Origin of the sequence: Acidovorax sp. ACV01 (assembly GCF_014851495.1) — a bacterium.
Classification (GTDB): domain Bacteria; phylum Pseudomonadota; class Gammaproteobacteria; order Burkholderiales; family Burkholderiaceae_C; genus Acidovorax; species Acidovorax radicis.
Genome location: NZ_JACUZT010000010.1, coordinates 37,076 through 53,567 on the forward strand (window position 1 = coordinate 37,076; position 16,492 = coordinate 53,567).

Here is a 16,492-nt window from a genome sequence, read left to right on the forward strand (position 1 = left end):
CAGACAGCACCATGATGCGATTTTTATTAAAGCGCCTGGGCGGCGCCGTGGTGGTGCTGGCCCTGGTGGCGGTGCTGGTGTTCTGCCTCACGCGGCTGGCCCCAGGGGACCCGGTGGCGCTGCTGCTGGGTGACCAGGCCACCGCCGCCGACATTGCCAAGGCCCGCGCGCAGTACGGTCTGGACAAGCCCCTGCCCGTGCAGTTCGGGCTGTGGGTGGGCGAGCTGCTACAGGGCAACCTGGGGCAGTCGCTATTTCTGCAGCGCCCGGTGGCCCAGGCCCTGATGGAGCGGGCCGAGCCCACGCTGTTCCTCGCGCTGTTTGCCGTGGGCATTGCTGCGCTGGTGGGCGTGCCCTGCGGCATGGCCGCCGCCGTCTGGCGCGGCAGCGCCACCGACCAGGCCGTGAGCGGCGTGGCCATGCTGGGCGCCAGCGTGCCCAGTTTCTGGCTGGGCCTCATCCTCATCCAGCTGTTTGCAGTCAAGCTGGGGTGGTTTCCGGCCTCGGGCTACGGCGACCCCACGGCCACGCTGGGCGAGCGATTGCAGCACCTGATGTTGCCCGCGCTGGTGCTGGGCCTGCTCAACTCGGCGCTCATCATCCGCTTCACGCGCGCCTCCATGCTCGACATCTTGGGCGAGGACTACGTGCGCACCGCCCGCGCCAAGGGCCTGCCCGAAGGCACCATCATGGTCAAGCATGTGCTGCGCAATGCGCTGGTGCCCATCGTCACTGTGCTGGGGCTGACCATGGCGCTGATGATTGGCGGCACCGTGGTAACCGAGACCGTCTTCAACCTCCCCGGTGTAGGCAACCTGGTGGTGCGGGCCGTGCTGCGGCGCGACTACCCGGTGATCCAGGGCACGCTCTTGGTGATTGCCGCCATCTACGTCTTCATCAACCTGGCCATCGACTTTCTATACACGCTGGTGGACCCCCGTATCCGCCTGGAAGCCCCATGAACCCGAGCCCTTCCTTCTGGCACCGCCTGCAGGCCGTGCTGCGCCGACTGTTCGCCCGCAAGGTGGTGCTGGCCTCAGCCATCGTGATAACACTGGTGGCCAGCATCGCTGTCGTCTTCCCCTGGGTATCAGACGCCGACCCCAACGCCTTATCCATCAGCGAGCGGCTGCACGCGCCTTCAGGCACGCACTGGGTGGGCACCGACGAGCTGGGCCGCGATGTGCTGCTGCGCATCGTGCACGGCGCGCGCTACTCGCTGCTGATTGGCCTGGTCACCGCCGCAGGCGCCGTGCTGCTGGGCACGCTGCTGGGCATGTTTGCGGGTTTTTTCCGCAAGCTCGACGCACCGCTGATGCGCGTGGTGGACGCGATGATGTCCTTCCCCGACATCCTGCTGGGGATTGCGCTGGTGTCCATCCTGGGCGTGTCGCTGTGGAACGTGATGCTGGCGCTGGTCATCGTCTACACCCCGCGCGTGGCGCGGGTGGTGCGCGCCACCACGCTGGTGCTGCGCGAGCTGCTGTTTGTGGACGCGGCCCGCGCCCTGGGCGTGCGCACGCACCTCATCCTGTGGCGCCACATCCTGCCCAACCTCATGTCACCCATCCTGGTGCAGGTGACCTTCATCTTTGCCTACGCCATCCTGGCCGAGGCGGGCCTGTCCTTTCTGGGCGTGGGCGTGCCACCCGATATCCCCACATGGGGCACCATGATCGCGGGCAGCCTGGACTATGCCGACAAGGCGTTCTGGACCATTTTTGCCCCCGGCGTGGCCATTGTGCTCACGGCCCTGTCGCTGCAGATGCTGGGCGACGGCGTGCGCGACCTGCTCGACCCCAAACTGAAGAAGACCGTATGACCTCCCCCACGATGAGCGCCGCGCCCCGGCTCGAAGTCAGCGGCCTGTCTACCTCGTTCGCCACCGATGCGGGCCGCATCCAGAGCGTGGCCGATGTGTCCTTTGCCATCCACCCCGGCGAGACGCTGGCGCTGGTGGGCGAATCAGGCTCGGGCAAGTCGGTGACCAGCCTCACCCTCATGGGCCTGCACGCCCGCACTTCGCAGGCGCAGGTCACGGGCCAGGCCTGGTTTGTGCAGCGCGACGGCCGCAAGGTCGATTTGCTGGCCATGCCCGAGGCCGACAAGCGCACGCTGCGCGGCAACGAGCTGGCCATGATTTTCCAGGAGCCCATGACCAGCCTGAACCCGGTGCTGACGGTGGGTGAGCAGATTGCCGAGTCGGCCCGCCTGCACCTGAAGATGGACCGCAGCACCGCGCTGTGGCATGCCCGCCGCATGCTGGAGCTGGTCGAGATCCCCGCCGCTGCGCAGCGCGTGCACGAGTACCCGCACCAGCTCTCGGGCGGCATGCGCCAGCGCGTGATGATTGCACTGGCCATGGCCTGCAACCCCACGCTACTGATTGCCGACGAGCCCACCACCGCGCTGGACGTGACCATCCAGGCGCAGATCCTGTCGTTGATGGGACGGCTGCAGAAAGAGACCGGCATGAGCATGCTGTTCATCACGCACAACCTGGGCGTGGTGGCGCAATACGCAGACGCCGTGGCCGTGATGTACGCCGGGCGCATTGTCGAATCGGCCCGCGTGCACGACCTGTTCGCACGGCCCGAGCACCCCTACACACGCGGCCTGCTGGCCTGCCTGCCCGGTGTGGCGCGGCGGCAGGCGCAGGCAGCGCAGACTGCGCAGGACAAAGGCCCTGCGGTGGCCGCCGGGCGGCGCAAGCTGGTGGCGATTCCGGGCCAGGTGTCGAGCCCCCTTGCGCCCCCGCCCGGCTGTGCCTTTGCGCCGCGTTGCACGCGCCAGCAACCCGACTGCACTCACGCCATGCCTGCGCTGGAAGCCGCTGGCCCACGCCGCATGGTGCGCTGCCTGCACCGCGAGGTGCACACCGAACCCGCCGAGGTGAGCGCATGAACGCCGTCCTGAACAAGCCCCCCACCATGGCACCGACCGACACCACCGCACCGCTTTTGGAAATTGCCCACCTGCGCAAGCATTTCGGCAGCGGCCCGCACCCCGTGCGCGCGGTGGACGACGTGAGCTTCACCATCCGCCGGGGCGAGACCCTGGGCCTGGTGGGCGAATCGGGCTCGGGCAAGAGCACCATTGGCCGCCTGCTCACGCGCCTGGTGGACCCGACGAGCGGTGCCATGCGCTACCACGGCGGTGCTGCACCGCAAGACCTGGCCCAGCTCTCGCAATCGCAATACCGGCCGCTGCGCTCGCAGATCCAGATCATTTTTCAGGACCCGTACGCCAGCCTGAACCCGCGCATGCGCATCCGCGATGTGCTGGCCGAGGCGCTGGATACCCACGGCCTGGCCAAGGGCGCCGCACGCCTGCCGCGCATCCACCAGTTGCTGGAGCAGGTGGGCCTGCGGCCCGAGCATGCCGAGCGTTTTCCGCACGAGTTCTCCGGCGGGCAGCGCCAGCGCATTGGCATTGCGCGTGCGCTGGCGGTGGAGCCCCAGTTCATCGTGGCCGACGAGCCGCTGTCAGCGCTGGACGTGTCCATCCAGGCACAGGTGGTGAACCTGCTGGGCGAGCTGAAAGAGCAGCTGGGCCTGACGCTGCTGTTCATCTCGCACGACCTGGATGTGGTGGAGTACCTGTGCGACCGCGTGGTGGTGCTGTACCTGGGCCGGGTGATGGAGATTGCGCCCACCGATGCGCTGTACGCCCAGCCCCAGCACCCCTATACCCAGGCCCTGCTGGCCGCTGCCCCCATCCCCGATCCCGCCCAGCGCCGCAGCATCGCGCTGCTGCAGGGCGACCTGCCCAGCCCGGCCAACCCGCCCTCGGGCTGCGTGTTCCGCACCCGCTGCCCCCAGGCGGAGGCGCGCTGCGCCAGCGCCGACATGCAGCTGCGCGAAGTGGCCCCCGGCCACCTGCACGCCTGCTGGAAAACCTCACCTTCTCATCCCGCACCATGACCGACGAATTCCTGCTCGACCACCGCTGCAAGGGCTACCCGCTGCACGCCACGCCCTGCCGCCCCGCCGACCTGGGCCAGCGCGGCTGGAACGTGCTGACGGGCGATTTGCCCTTGCCCATTGCCGCCATCCGCGCAAGCGCCCTGGCCCACAACCTGGCCTGGATGCAGGCCTATGCCGAGCGCAAGGGCGTGGCCCTGGCGCCGCATGGCAAGACCACGCTGTCGCCCGAGCTGTTTGCAGAGCAGCTGCAGGCGGGCGCCTGGGGCCTGACCTTTGCGACCGTATACCAGCTCAGCGTGGGGGTGGAGGCCGGTGCGCGCCGCGCCATCATCGCCAACCAGGTGCTGGGCGATGCCGACCTGGACGGCCTGCACGCACTGCTGCAGCGCCACGCCGACCTGCGCGTGTGGTTCCTCATCGACAGCCTGGCGCAGCTGCGCTGCATTGAAGACTGGGCCGAGCGGCGCGGCCACACCGCGCGCGGTGAAAAGCGCCTGGACACCCTGCTGGAGATGGGCGTGCCCGGCCAACGCACCGGCTGCCGCACGCGGGAAGAAGCCCTGGCGCTGGCCCAGGCCATTGCCCAATCGCCCGCCGTGCAGCTGGGCGGCGTGGAATGCTACGAAGGCGGCGTGGCCCGCTGCGACAGCGAGCACGATGCACGCGAAGTCACGGCGCTGGTGCGCCGCGTGACCGAAGTGGCCCGCGCGTGCGATGCACAGGGCCTGTTTGCCGACCCAGAGATTTTGCTGACGGCGGGCGGCTCGGCGGTGTTCGACCTCGTCATCCCGCTGCTGCGCACACAGGGCCTGTCCAAGCCCGTGCTGGGCGTGCTGCGCTCGGGCTGCTACATCACGCACGACCATGGCAACTACCAGCGCTTCTTGAAGCACGTGGAGCAGCGCGAGGGGCTGGACGCCTCGCTGCGCCCCGCGCTCGAAGTCTGGACCCTGGTGCAATCGGTGCCCGAGCCTGGGCTGGCCCTGCTCAGCGGCGGGCGGCGTGATGTCTCGTACGATCTGGAGATGCCCGTGCCCGTGCGCTGGGCGCCGCGCCACGAGCGCCGCGCTGCCAGCGCCCCCACCGGGTGGACGGTGAGCGCGCTCAACGACCACCACGCCTACCTGCGCTACGACCCTGCAGCAGGCCCCGCCCCCGCCGTGGGCGACCGGGTGGCCCTGGGCATCTCGCACCCCTGCACCACGTTTGACAAATGGCGCTGGCTGCCCGTCGTGGACGACGCAGGCACCATCACCCGCGCCATCAGCACCCGTTTTTGACCATGTCCAAAGCTACCCCTACCAGCCTGCTGCAACAACTGCGCGAGCGCCAGCCCGACCTGCCCGAGGCGCAGCGCAGCGTGGTGCGCGTGGTGCTGGACGACCCGCGCGCCGCCGTGGTCGCCACCGTGGAGCAACTGGCCCAGCAGGCGGGCGTGTCCATGCCCACCATCGTGCGCACCTGCCGCAGCTTTGGCCACGATTCGGTGCGCGAATTCATGGTCGCCCTGGCGCAGGATCTGGCCGTCTCGGGCTCGCACCTGCACCGCAGCGTGCTGGCCGACGACAGCGCGCAGGACGTGGCCAGCAAGATCGTGCATGCGGCCGTGTCGTCGCTGACCGAGCTGGGCCGCAACCTCGACGCCGAAGTGCTCGACCGCGTGGCCGAGCGGCTGGCGCAGGCGCGGCGCATCGACTGCTACTCGGTCGGTGCCGCCTCCACCTTCATGGCCAGCGAACTGCAAAGCCGCCTGTTCCGCCTGGGCTGCACGGCCAACGCGATTTTTGATGCGCACCAGCAGCTGGTGTCGGCCAGCACGCTCGGCCCCGATGGCGTGGCCTTTGTCATCTCGCACGTGGGGCGCATGCCCTACGCGCTGGAGGCCGCGCGGTTTGCCCGCTCGCAAGGCGCCACCGTGGTGGCGCTGACCCAGCCCGGCACGCCGCTGGCCGAGGTGGCCGACCTGGTGCTGGCCGTGTCCGTGCCACAAGACGCCGTGATGCGCGTGGGCACCGAGGCCTACCTGGCCCACCTGGTGGTCATCGAGATCCTGACCGTGCGGCTGGCGCAAAAGCTGGGCCCCGTGGCCACCCGCGGGCTGCAGCAGTTCAAGCAACTGCTGCACAAGCACGGTTTTGACAGCGCCGAATACGTCGGTGCGTTTGACAGCCACGCGGGCCAGAACCCATCCAGCGCCGCCAGCCATCCCACAGACCCATCGCGCGGCCGGGCCGCAGAGGAATGACATGGCGCATGCAACGCTGCTGAGCAATGGCCGCATCGTGGATGGCACGCCCCGCCCCGGCTGGGTGGGCGACCTGCTGATTGAAAGCGACCGCATCACCGCCCTGGCCGAGCCGGGCCAGATCGACCCCGCCGCCCTGGCCCGTGCCCGGGCCTGCGAAAACTTCACCGAGGTGGACTGCACCGGCCGTGTGATTGCCCCCGGCTTCATCGACGTGCACACGCACGACGACGCCGCTGTGCTGGACGCACCCACCATGCTGCCCAAGCTCTCGCAGGGCATCACCACCGTCATCGTGGGCAACTGCGGCATTTCGCTGGCCCCCGTGGTCACCGACAGCCCGCTGGCCCCGCTCTCGCTGCTGGGGCGCCTGCAGTTTCGCCACGCCAGCATGGCCGACTACGCCCGTGCCGTGGACGCCGCCCAGCCCGCCGTGAACGTGGCCGCGCTGATGGGCCACACGGCCCTGCGCATGCGCCACCTGGCCGACCTGAGGCAAACCGCCACCGCCGACGAGCGCGCGGCCATGGCCGCCGACATGGAGGAAGCCATGGCCGCCGGGGCGCTGGGCCTGTCGTCGGGCATCTTCTACAGCGAGGCCTATGCCGCTGATGTGGAAGAACTGGTGGCCGTGGCCTCAGTCGCGGCGCGCCACGGCGGCGTTTATGCCACGCACATCCGCGACGAGCTGGCGGGCATCCTGCCTGCGCTGCAAGAGGCCGCACTCACCGCGCGGCAGTCAGGCCTGCCGCTGGTCATCTCGCACCACAAATGCGCCGGGCCCGCCAACTGGGGCCGCACGCGCGAGACGCTGCCACTGATCGACCAGTTGGCACAGGGTCAGGAGATTGCGATGGACGTGTACCCCTACACCGCCGGCTCCACCGTACTGCGCGAAGACTTGGTGGACGGCATCATCGACATCCTCATCACCGGCAGCCAGCCCCACCCCGAGATGGCCGGGCGCTACCTGGCCGACATTGCGCGCGAGTGGGACGTGCCCCAACAAGAGGCCGCCGTGCGCCTCAAGCCCGGCGGGGCCTGCTACTTTCAGATGCGCGAGGACGATGTGGAGCGCGTGATTGCGCACCCGCTGTCCATGATCGGATCGGACGGGCTGCCGCACGACGAGCGCCCGCACCCGCGCCTGTGGGGCGCCTTCCCGCGCGTGCTGGCCTGCTACTGGCGCGACAAAGGCCTGCTGCAGCTCGAAGAGGCCGTGCACAAGATGACGGGCTTGTCGGCCCAGCGCTTTCGGCTCGGCGGGCGCGGCCTGTTACAGGCAGGGCACATGGCCGATGTGGTGGTGTTTGACCCCGAGCGCGTGCGCGACCTGGCCACTTTCGAGCAACCCCAGCAGTTCAGCGAAGGCATTGAACAGGTGTGGGTGAACGGTACCTTGAGCTACACCCATACGGAGCGGGCCACTGGTGCACGGGCGGGCCGCTTTGTAACACGCAATACCAAGCCCTCAGCGGGCTGATCACAGTGCGCAGCGCTTTGGGCGCCTACGCGGTGGTGAGTGTGTTGCAACGGCCGGTTGAATCCTCCGCCGCGCGAACCCGCCACCGCTGTGGCATGTAGAGATTGCCTGCGCATGGATTCTTCAGATGCCACATGTCGGTTGTTGAACCACCTGCCCTCCGGCGACTTCACACGCCAGCGGTAGGTGATCTCAACCCTCATACCAGCCGCACTTCAAAGTACGCGCCATCCCCGTCCCCCAGATCCCGGAACCCCGCCTGCTTGGCGGCAACACTGGCCTTGCCCCAGGCCTTGAGCAAAGTGAGATCTCCTGGGGACACCACCTCCGGCGGGGACTCCTCCAGGCTTTGCATGGTGTCCAGGGCCGCAGCGACCTGCTCGGGGCCGCCCAGCTGCTTCTCCAGAGCCTTGGCGTACCGTGTTTCCGCTGCCATGTGCTCCTTGGCCGGGAGCTCCTCGGGATAGTCGCGCAGGGTGACAACGTAGGTGGATTCGATGACTTGCATGGCTGTGCTTCTCCTGTGTCTATAAAACTGTATAAATATACAGCTTTCTTTAAGAAAGCGCATGCAGGATGAACCCAAGGAGGCCCCCACGGAGCACCCAGCCACTTCCCGCGCTTGCCCATTTGTAGACTGCCCCGGGGACCGCCCCTTTGTCCCAGGGTTAAGTACACACCCTGGTCCGACAAGGCGCTGCTACGCAGCGGCAAGCTGCCACCCGGTGAACACAAAGACACCTCGCCAATGCCAAAGAGTTCTGGAGGGCTCTGAATGATTGTTCTCAATACTGGAACAGTTAGTTTGCGACTGAGTGGTTTTTCTCTGAACAACAGCGGCGTACAGTTCAACCCATCGATGAGCCGAACCCGCAAGGCGACTCACCGAACCCGGTTCAAGAACGGTTTTTGTCCCGGCTTTTATTGAGACGCTTTTTTAACTTCAAGGATTTTCATCATGAACAACACCGCACGTTTCCTCTCCATCGCCGCTGTGGCCGCTTTCGCTTCCTTCGGTGCCCAGGCTGACGAAGCCGATGCTTCGCAGTTCGCCACCAAGTTCGACACGAACCGCACCCGCGCTGAAGTGGCTGCTGAAGCCGCTACCGTGGCACAGACCCGCTCCATTGAGCCTGCTGGCTCGCGTGTGGTGACTTACAAGTCCACCGCTGACCGCGCTGCGGTGCGTGCCCAGGCTGCTGAAGCCCTGCGCACGGGCCAGATCTCTTCTGGCGAATTCAGCGCCATGTAATTGACGCAGTTGCGGGCCTTCCCATGGTGGCGGCACTTCGCGGGTGCTGCTGCCATGGGAAGTGTTTTTATCCCGCGCTGAAGCCAAGCAAACTGGGCTCCCGTTGAGAGCCTTTTTTGTTGCTGCGTCCATGCCTCTGCAAGCAGCTGAAAATCCCTGCGGGTTTTGCGCGCTCGACGCAGGGCTCGAGGTCGTGCGCGGTTTTCATGGTCAGAACTCTCCGTGTGGGCGTGCAATATGCAGAACTGCGGGGGGGACGGACGGTCACAGCGCATTGAGCGGTATGCGCAGGTAGGCCACGCCGTTGTCATCCTTGGGCGGCAGGTCACCAGCGCGAATGTTGACCTGCACCGAAGGCAGGATCAGCGCCGGCATCTCCAGCGTGGCGTCGCGGCGGGTGCGCATGGCGACGAAGTCGTCTTCGCCCACGCCGTCATGAACGTGAATGTTGCCTGCGCGCTGCGCGGCCACCGTGGTTTGCCAGGCGGGCTCGCGGCCGCCGGGCGGGTAGTCGTGGCACATGAACAGGCGGGTGGCAGGCGGCAGGGCCAACAGCCGGCGGATGGACTGGTACAGCGTGTGCGCGTTACCGCCCGGGAAGTCGCAGCGCGCCGTGCCCACGTCGGGCATGAACAGAGTGTCGCCCACGAACACGGCGTCGCCCACCTGGTAGGCCATGCAAGCCGGGGTATGGCCCGGCACCGCCAGGGCCCGAGCCTGCAGGCTGCCAATGCGAAACGCCTCACCACCGGCGAACAGGTGATCGAACTGTGCGCCGTCGGCATGAAAACCGGACTCCAGATGGAAAATGCCCTTGAACACCTTTTGCACCTGGGTGATGGCCGCGCCAATGGCAATCTGCCCGCCCAGCACTTCTCGCAGGTGGTGCGCGGCCGTGAGGTGGTCGGCATGGGCATGGGTTTCCAGAATCCACTGCACGCTGAGCTGCTGCGTGCGTACAAAGTCGACCACCTTGTCGGCCGATACCGTGCGTATGCGACCAGCCTTGGGGTCGTAGTCCAGCACCGGGTCCACGATGGCGCAGTGCCCACCCGGGTGGTCGAAGACCACATAGGTCACAGTCCAGGTGGCGGGGTCGAAGAAGGCTTGAACCTGGGGTTGCGGTTTGTCTGGCGGTTGCATGGGAATGTGTGTCCTCGCAATTCAATTAAGATATTTATAGTTTATTGACATATAGTTTGTTAGTCAATAAACTATCAACCAACACCCCATCCCGCAACCTATGGAGTCCTCATGCAGGCCCAAATCACTACCACCATGGACCTGGAAAGCCTTCGCCTCTCGGCAGATAGCGCTTGCCGACTGATGAAGGCGCTGTCCAACCCCGACCGACTCTTGCTGCTGTGCCAGCTCACGGAGGGAGAAAAGCGCGTAGGAGAGTTGGAGGCGCTGGTGGGCATCGCCCAGCCCACGCTGTCGCAGCAACTGGGCGTGCTGCGCGACGAGGGGCTGGTGACCACCCGCCGCGAAGGCAAGAACATCCATTACCAGATCGCCAGCCCCCAGGCACTGGCCGTCATGCAGACCCTTTTTGAACAATTCTGTGCCCCCAAAGAGGCTTTCCATGCAGATTGACTGGAACCACTTCACCCCCTGGGCGGCCCTGGTGGGAGGCCTGATCCTGGGCTTGGCCACTGCCGCCTTCGTGCTGCTGCATGGCCGTATCCTGGGCATCAGCGGCATCCTGGGCGGCCTGCTGCCCCCGCGCGGCAATGACACTGCGTGGCGGGTGGCCTTCGCGCTGGGCTTGCTGGCTGCGCCTTTGCTCTACCGGCTGACGGTGGGCATGCCGGAGGTGCGCATCGACGCCAGCTGGGGCGTGGTGGTGCTGGCCGGGCTGCTGGTGGGCGTGGGCACGCGCTATGGCTCGGGCTGCACCAGCGGCCACGGGGTGTGCGGCCTATCGCGCCTGTCGCCGCGCTCTCTGGTGGCAACGCTGGCCTTCATGGGCGCGGGCTTTGCCACGGTGTACGCCATTCGCCACCTGCTGGCCTGATCGAAAGAGGACTGACCCATGAAGCTCCAACGCATTTCTGAATTCGGCATCGGCCTGGTCTTTGGCCTGGGTCTCATCATCTCGGGCATGACCGACCCGGGCAAGGTGCTCGGCTTTCTAGATCTGGCCGGCCAGTGGGATCCCTCGCTCGCCTTTGTGATGGGTGGCGCCATTCTGGTGGGCGTGGTCGCCTTCACCGTGGCCCGCAAGCGCAGCACCAGCGTGTTCGGCGGCCCCATGCAACTGCCCACCGCGCGCCACATCGACCGGCGCCTGGTGCTGGGCAGCCTGCTGTTCGGTGCCGGCTGGGGCATCGCGGGCTTTTGTCCCGGGCCAGCCGTCGTGTCGTTGGGCACAGGCGAGCCCAAGGCCGTGGTGTTCGTGCTGGCCATGCTGGCGGGCATGGGCGCCTTTGAATGGCTGGAGATGCGCAAGGCGGCGCGCAGCACACCCCACGCGGCTTGAGCGAGTGTCAACGCCATGACCACCAACCCCTGGCTTGCCGCCATCGTCACCCTGGGCATGGTTGCGGCGTATGAAGGCTGGCTGGCCGCGGTGCAGCGGCGGGCCCCCGGGCGGCTGGCGCACACCACCCACGCCTCGCTGCGCGAGGACTGGTTTGCTGCCATTTCGGCACAGCCCGGCTCCGAAATCCTGGCCGTGCAGACGCTGCGCAACTCGCTGATGTCGGCCACCATGACGGCATCCACCGCTGTGTTGGGCCTCATGGGCGCACTGTCGCTCACCGCCCCCGCGCTGCACGCCACGCTGGGCGAAGGCGCCACTGGCACTGCCGCGTGGCCGCATTTCACGCCTCGGCTGGCGATGGAGCTGGTGCTGCTGTGCCTGCTGTTCGCGTCGCTCGTTGCCTCGGTGATGGCCGTGCGCTACTACCACCACGCTGGCTTCATCGGCGGCATGCCTGTGGGCTCCCCCCAGCGCCAGCGCTGGGCCGCCGCCGGCAGCGCCTATGTGCGCAAGGCCGGGCTGCTCTACAGCTGGGGCCTTCGGCAGCTGATACTGCTGGTGCCCGTGGTGACCTTTGTGCTGCACCCCCTGGCCGGCGTGGCGGGAGCGCTGGCAGTGGTGATAGCGCTCACCCAGTTTGATCGATACAGGATCGAAAACGAGTAGCTCGATCCGGCGGCGGTTTCCCGCAACCGCTGGGGCTGTCCAACTTCTGGGGGGCAGTTCAAACCCGGCGGTTCAGCAATCAACCTTGAACGGGCGCCAGAATTCCAGGCGGCAACTTTGCAGCGATTACCACCGGTGGTGTGCGCTCCGTCAATTCACGGTGACGACCGCAGTGCAGTCGTTGAAAGCCCTCGACACATGTCCAGCGCGATGACCGGCCGTCGGCAATGGCATACAGAGTCGACGGTGACAGTGGTCATGACGGGCTCAGAGCGTTGTTGTTGAGACATCTTGAGCGTGAGCCCATGTCTCTGCACGCTGGCAACAAGGGGAGGTTAACGCGGCACGCATGCCGGTCAGGTACTGGAAATCGGCGGCGCAATCAACTTGCATCAGCGCGGTCAATCCCGTACGCTGCCCCGACGTCCACACGCAACGCCCGAGCCCATGCGGGCCGCCGGGCCGGCCTTCCGGACGTGCAAAGGAGTCCAACCATGCCAAGCCGATCGAACGGCCTCGCGGCCGAAATGAAAGCCGTGCGAACGTTGGCGCTCGTGGGCGCCGCGGCCTCCGGCAAGACTTCGCTGGCCGAGGCCTTGCTGTACAAGGCGGGCGCCATCGGCGCGTGCGGCAGCATCGAGCGCGGCAGCACCGTCAGCGACCACGACCCGCTCGAGCGCCGCATGCTGCATTCGCTCAATGCCTCGGTGATGCATCTCACGCATGGCGGCACGCGCATCCACTTGATCGACACGCCCGGCGGCCCCGACTTCCTCGGCCAGAGCCTGCCGGCGCTGGAGGCGGTCGAAACGGTGGCGGTGGTCATCAATGCCGCCACCGGCATCGAGCCGATGGCGGTGCGCATGATGGAATACGCCGCCTCACGCCGCCTCGCCCGCATGATCATCGTCAACAAAATCGACGCGCAGGGCGTCTCGCTGGCGGGCTTGCTGGCCGACATCCAGGCGACCTTCGGCCGCGAATGCCTGCCGCTGAACCTGCCCGACGGGGTCGGCAGGCAGGTGATCGACTGCTTCTTCAATCGTTTCGGGCGCTCCGACTTCGGCCCCGTCGAAGCGGCGCACCGCGCGCTGGTGGAACAGGTGGTAGAGGTCGACGCGGCCTTCGTCGATCGCTACCTCGAGGAGGGCGACGTGGATCCGGCCGAGCTGCACTCGCCGCTCGAGCAGGCGCTGCGCGAAGGCCACCTGATCCCGGTGTGTTTCGCCTCGTCGCGCAGCGGCGCTGGCGTAGCCGAGTTGCTGGACGTGATCGTCAAGCTCCTGCCCGACCCGACCGAAGCCAACCCGCCGAGCTTCATCGTTGGCGAGGGCGCAGAGGCCATTCCCATGAAGGCCAAGCCCGACCCGACGCTGCACGTGCTGGCGCGTGTGTTCAAGATCACGATCGACCCTTTTGTCGGCAAGATGGGCATCTTCCGCGTGCACCAGGGCACGGTCACGCGTGACAGCCAGCTCTACATCGGCGACGGCCGCAAGCCCTTCAAGGTGGGGCACCTGTTCATGCTCCAGGGCAAGGAGCATGTCGAGGTTTCGCACGCGGCGCCGGGCGACATCGTGGCGGTGGCCAAGGTCGAGGAGATCCATTTCGATGCCGTGTTGCACGATGCGGCGCAAGACAGTCATGTGCATCTTGCACCGCTGCCGTTCCCGGTGCCGGTGTACGGCCTGGCCGTGGAGCCCAAGCGGCATGGCGACGAGCAACGCGCCTGGGAAATCCTCGGCAAGCTCGCGGCCGAAGACCCATGCCTGCGTGTCGAGCATGTGGCCGCGACCAACGAGACGGTGCTCTACGGGCTAGGCGAGCTGCACCTGCGCATCGTGCTCGAACGCCTGCGCGAGGTTTACCGCTTCGAGGTCCAGACACGGCCACCGCGCATCGCCTACCGTGAGACCGTGACCGCGCCGGCCGAGGGTCACTATCGCCATAAGAAGCAGAGCGGCGGTGCCGGCCAGTTCGCCGAAGTCTTCCTGCGCATCGAGCCACTCGCGCGCGGCGTGGGCTTCGAGTTCGCCGACGAAGTCAGGGGCGGCGCGATCCCGGGCCAGTTCATCCCTGCCGTTGAGAAAGGCGTGCGCGAGGTTTTGGCGTACGGCGCGATCGCCGGCTACCCAGTGGTCGATGTGCGCGTCGTGGTGTACGACGGCAAACACCACAGCGTGGACAGCAAGGACGTCGCCTTCGCGACCGCCGGCCGCAAGGCCTTCATGGCGGCGATTCGCGAGGCCCGGCCGGCTGTGCTCGAGCCGATTGTCCAGATCGAGATCGCCGTGCCCGAGCATTCCGTGGGCGACGTCACGAGCGACCTGTCGTTGCGGCGCGGCCTGGTCACCGGCACATCGGGGCTGGGGGCCGGCACTGTGGCCATCGGCGGGCAGGTGCCCGAGGCCGAGCTGGCCGACTACCAGTCGCGACTCAATGCGATGACCAGCGGCCAGGGCCGTTACACCATCGCGTTGTCGCACTACGAGGCCGTGCCGCCGGCCGTCCAGCAGACGCTGATGGGGCAGTACCGGGTGCGCGAAGACGACTAGGGAAAGCGCAGCGCCAATGCTCAATTTGCACGCGCGCTGCCGAGCAATCGACTTGGGCATACCGCGAGATCAAAATGCTCCCTCGCCCAGCGATTGCGATCACCCTAATTCTTGTGGCAAATGTCCGATACGCAGCGATTGCGGTCACTGCCGATGCCCCCACCGAATGCGTGCTTTGTGTCCTTAAGCGTCCATCCGGAAGGCTGTGCGTCTGTAGATGCGAACGACGTTTCTACCGATCGATAGCAGTATTAATTGCTGCTTGCGGCGACATCAAACCTCAAAATGACGACGAGCGTACATCTTCATACTGATCACAACCCCCGCTCTTAGGATGCGCGATGCCGAAGGAATGACGCATCCTGCTAGGCCTTCAGATCGCTGGGAGCCTCCTGCTCTAATGTCCTTCACCATTCTCCAGACGCGGACATGCGCCGTGGAGGCTTGTAAGAATCTACGCCTCTTGCCATCGTGCATGTGGACTATCCGTCGACAGCCCTAGCTACCAATCAAGGTGGAATTGCTGGGCGGTTCCGGAGGCTGGTAACCCGGCGCGATTGTGGCGTTGGAGGATCCGTAGAGAGACAGCGGGTCTTGCAGCCAGAGCGCGTACTCAAGTCCACGGAGACGATGGTCGGGAGAGCAATCCACATTCCATCTTCTGAGCATGTAGCCAGCGTTGGCCGAACGAACTCTGACCGAAAGGACGCCGTCCTGCATCGGATAGTCCATGAGGACTATTTCTGGACGTGGGTGGTTTGGGTGAGGCACTAGCTTCAGCTCAATGATGCGACTCCACTGGACATCCTGGTCTGCGCGCTCTTCGCGGCCTATTGTGCTGGTTTCGAGCACCTCCACGTCTTCCATCCGAGTCGGAACGAAATCTGTGAAGTGTTTCTTCAGTCGGTCAAAAGCGCGGACATGCCAGCGAACCCCATTGTCGACCAGCGCCAGGGGCACGAGCTCTCGACGGGTCTTGCCGCTGCTCACCGAGTGGTACGCCAAAGAGACGGCTTTGCCTCTATTGATAGCACGGGTGATTGGGGCAAGAACCTCGACCGATGGAACACTGAGGGTGGAGGGGAACTCGCAGGGGATGACCGGCGAACCCATGACGTCTTCGCCCAGGCCGAATCCCTGGGAGAGCGTCGCCAATACGCGCAGTGGTGGGTGGTCAAACAGGGGCTTGAACTTAGAGCTCGGCCGGTAGAGCTTGCCCGTGCTGTCGAAATCAAGGTTATCTGGGGCCAAACCTCGATACATCGCTATGTCCCGAGTGGCTCCAGCCGGTGCGGTCTCGAACTTGGCGATAACGTCCGCCCGTCGGAGCTCGCCAAGGAAAAACAGGGTGAAATCGATGTGTGATAACCGTTCTCGTTGCACTCGGGTCAAGGTCTCCAAGGACGGGACCAAGTTTGGGCTAGGCTGGGATTCCATCCACGAATGATACCCGTGGGAACCCGTTCCATCTCATCAAAAAAATCCTTGTACTAATCAAATTGATTAGATATAGTCACAATAAATCTCATTTATTGGCATCATGGTGATGTAACAAAAAAGAGATTCCGAGGAGACGCCAGTGCTTGAACGAGTTGTGGATTACTTCCTTCAGTTTGGAAGGTTGCGGAGTGCGGGGCAATTTTTGACCCATGTGTCCGTGTACCTGTGCATCTTTGGAGCTGCAGCGCATTGCATCACCGCAGTGCCTGCTGCTCTGCAGCACCGCTCGGCGCAAACGCTGGCCGAGGTGCTGCCCAACCTGCCCAGCTGGTGGGTTCCCGAGCACCCGGTGTCGTTCATCGTAGTCATCGCCTTCGGCTTACTAGGCGTCTTCCTTTCGCTCAAAGGGAAGCAAGTAGACCGGTACCTGAGCGCGTAAA

The 16,492-nt window shown here is 65.8% G+C and carries 17 protein-coding genes; 14 read left to right on the top strand and 3 right to left on the bottom strand.

Annotated elements, in window-relative coordinates; translation table 11 throughout:
• The first annotated feature begins 11 nt into the window (after positions 1–11).
• The 7 genes from IB243_RS23605 to IB243_RS23635 are packed head-to-tail and all read left to right on the top strand — an operon-like array spanning position 12 to position 7,654.
• Positions 12–962 (top strand): ABC transporter permease, encoded by a 951-nt coding sequence (locus IB243_RS23605; protein WP_192429647.1) that lies wholly within the window; start codon positions 12–14, stop codon positions 960–962.
• A complete protein-coding gene (locus IB243_RS23610) occupies positions 959–1,822 on the top strand; it encodes an ABC transporter permease (protein WP_192429648.1) in 864 nt (287 codons plus the stop codon). The genes IB243_RS23605 and IB243_RS23610 overlap by 4 nt, the downstream gene beginning before the upstream one ends.
• The gene (locus IB243_RS23615) at positions 1,819–2,904 is read left to right on the top strand and encodes an ABC transporter ATP-binding protein (protein ID WP_192429649.1); all 1,086 of its coding nucleotides are present in this window, start codon (positions 1,819–1,821) and stop codon (positions 2,902–2,904) included. Before IB243_RS23610 ends, IB243_RS23615 begins: the two co-directional genes overlap by 4 nt.
• Positions 2,901–3,923 carry an ABC transporter ATP-binding protein gene (locus IB243_RS23620; protein WP_192429650.1) on the top strand — a complete coding sequence of 341 codons (1,023 nt, stop codon included), beginning with the start codon at positions 2,901–2,903 and terminating at the stop codon, positions 3,921–3,923. The genes IB243_RS23615 and IB243_RS23620 overlap by 4 nt, the downstream gene beginning before the upstream one ends.
• Positions 3,920–5,206, top strand: a complete 1,287-nt coding sequence (locus tag IB243_RS23625; RefSeq protein WP_192429651.1) for an amino acid deaminase — start codon at positions 3,920–3,922, stop codon at positions 5,204–5,206. The genes IB243_RS23620 and IB243_RS23625 overlap by 4 nt, the downstream gene beginning before the upstream one ends.
• 2 nt (positions 5,207–5,208) lie before the next feature.
• The gene (locus IB243_RS23630; protein WP_192429652.1) at positions 5,209–6,171 is read left to right on the top strand and encodes a MurR/RpiR family transcriptional regulator; all 963 of its coding nucleotides are present in this window, start codon (positions 5,209–5,211) and stop codon (positions 6,169–6,171) included.
• A 1-nt stretch (position 6,172) separates the two neighbouring features.
• Positions 6,173–7,654, top strand: a complete 1,482-nt coding sequence (locus tag IB243_RS23635; RefSeq protein WP_192429653.1) for an amidohydrolase family protein — start codon at positions 6,173–6,175, stop codon at positions 7,652–7,654.
• A gap of 199 nt (positions 7,655–7,853) precedes the next feature.
• Here IB243_RS23635 and IB243_RS23640 read toward each other — a convergent pair whose 3' ends face one another.
• Entirely contained in the window at positions 7,854–8,162 is a 309-nt protein-coding gene (locus IB243_RS23640; RefSeq protein ID WP_057226079.1) for a hypothetical protein, read from the bottom strand.
• Positions 8,163–8,612: 450 nt separating this feature from the next.
• Here IB243_RS23640 and IB243_RS23645 point away from each other — a divergent pair, with 450 nt between their 5' ends.
• Positions 8,613–8,906, top strand: a complete 294-nt coding sequence (locus IB243_RS23645) for a hypothetical protein (protein ID WP_010461004.1) — start codon at positions 8,613–8,615, stop codon at positions 8,904–8,906.
• Positions 8,907–9,170: 264 nt separating this feature from the next.
• Here the strand turns inward: IB243_RS23645 and IB243_RS23650 are convergent, their stop codons facing one another.
• A complete protein-coding gene (locus tag IB243_RS23650) occupies positions 9,171–10,049 on the bottom strand; it encodes an MBL fold metallo-hydrolase (protein ID WP_192429654.1) in 879 nt (292 codons plus the stop codon).
• 111 nt (positions 10,050–10,160) lie between these two features.
• Here IB243_RS23650 and IB243_RS23655 point away from each other — a divergent pair, with 111 nt between their 5' ends.
• The 5 genes from IB243_RS23655 to fusA all read left to right on the top strand — a co-directional run bounded on the left by IB243_RS23655 (position 10,161) and on the right by fusA (position 14,612).
• Positions 10,161–10,502 (top strand): helix-turn-helix transcriptional regulator, encoded by a 342-nt coding sequence (locus IB243_RS23655; protein WP_010466601.1) that lies wholly within the window; start codon positions 10,161–10,163, stop codon positions 10,500–10,502.
• Entirely contained in the window at positions 10,492–10,923 is a 432-nt protein-coding gene (locus IB243_RS23660) for a YeeE/YedE family protein (RefSeq protein WP_192429655.1), read from the top strand. The genes IB243_RS23655 and IB243_RS23660 overlap by 11 nt, the downstream gene beginning before the upstream one ends.
• An 18-nt stretch (positions 10,924–10,941) precedes the next feature.
• On the top strand, positions 10,942–11,388 hold the full coding sequence (locus IB243_RS23665; protein ID WP_192429656.1) for a YeeE/YedE family protein: 447 nt from the start codon (positions 10,942–10,944) through the stop codon (positions 11,386–11,388).
• A gap of 15 nt (positions 11,389–11,403) precedes the next feature.
• A complete protein-coding gene (locus tag IB243_RS23670; protein WP_192429657.1) occupies positions 11,404–12,057 on the top strand; it encodes a DUF599 domain-containing protein in 654 nt (217 codons plus the stop codon).
• Between the two features lie 494 nt (positions 12,058–12,551).
• Entirely contained in the window at positions 12,552–14,612 is a 2,061-nt protein-coding gene (gene fusA, locus IB243_RS23675; protein ID WP_192429658.1) for an elongation factor G, read from the top strand.
• A gap of 498 nt (positions 14,613–15,110) precedes the next feature.
• Here the strand turns inward: fusA and IB243_RS23680 are convergent, their stop codons facing one another.
• Positions 15,111–16,049: a WYL domain-containing protein gene (locus tag IB243_RS23680; protein WP_192429659.1), complete on the bottom strand. Its 939-nt coding sequence runs from the start codon at positions 16,047–16,049 to the stop codon at positions 15,111–15,113.
• Between the two features lie 205 nt (positions 16,050–16,254).
• Here IB243_RS23680 and IB243_RS23685 point away from each other — a divergent pair, with 205 nt between their 5' ends.
• The gene (locus IB243_RS23685; RefSeq protein ID WP_225585289.1) at positions 16,255–16,491 is read left to right on the top strand and encodes a hypothetical protein; all 237 of its coding nucleotides are present in this window, start codon (positions 16,255–16,257) and stop codon (positions 16,489–16,491) included.
• Position 16,492: the final 1 nt, after the last annotated feature.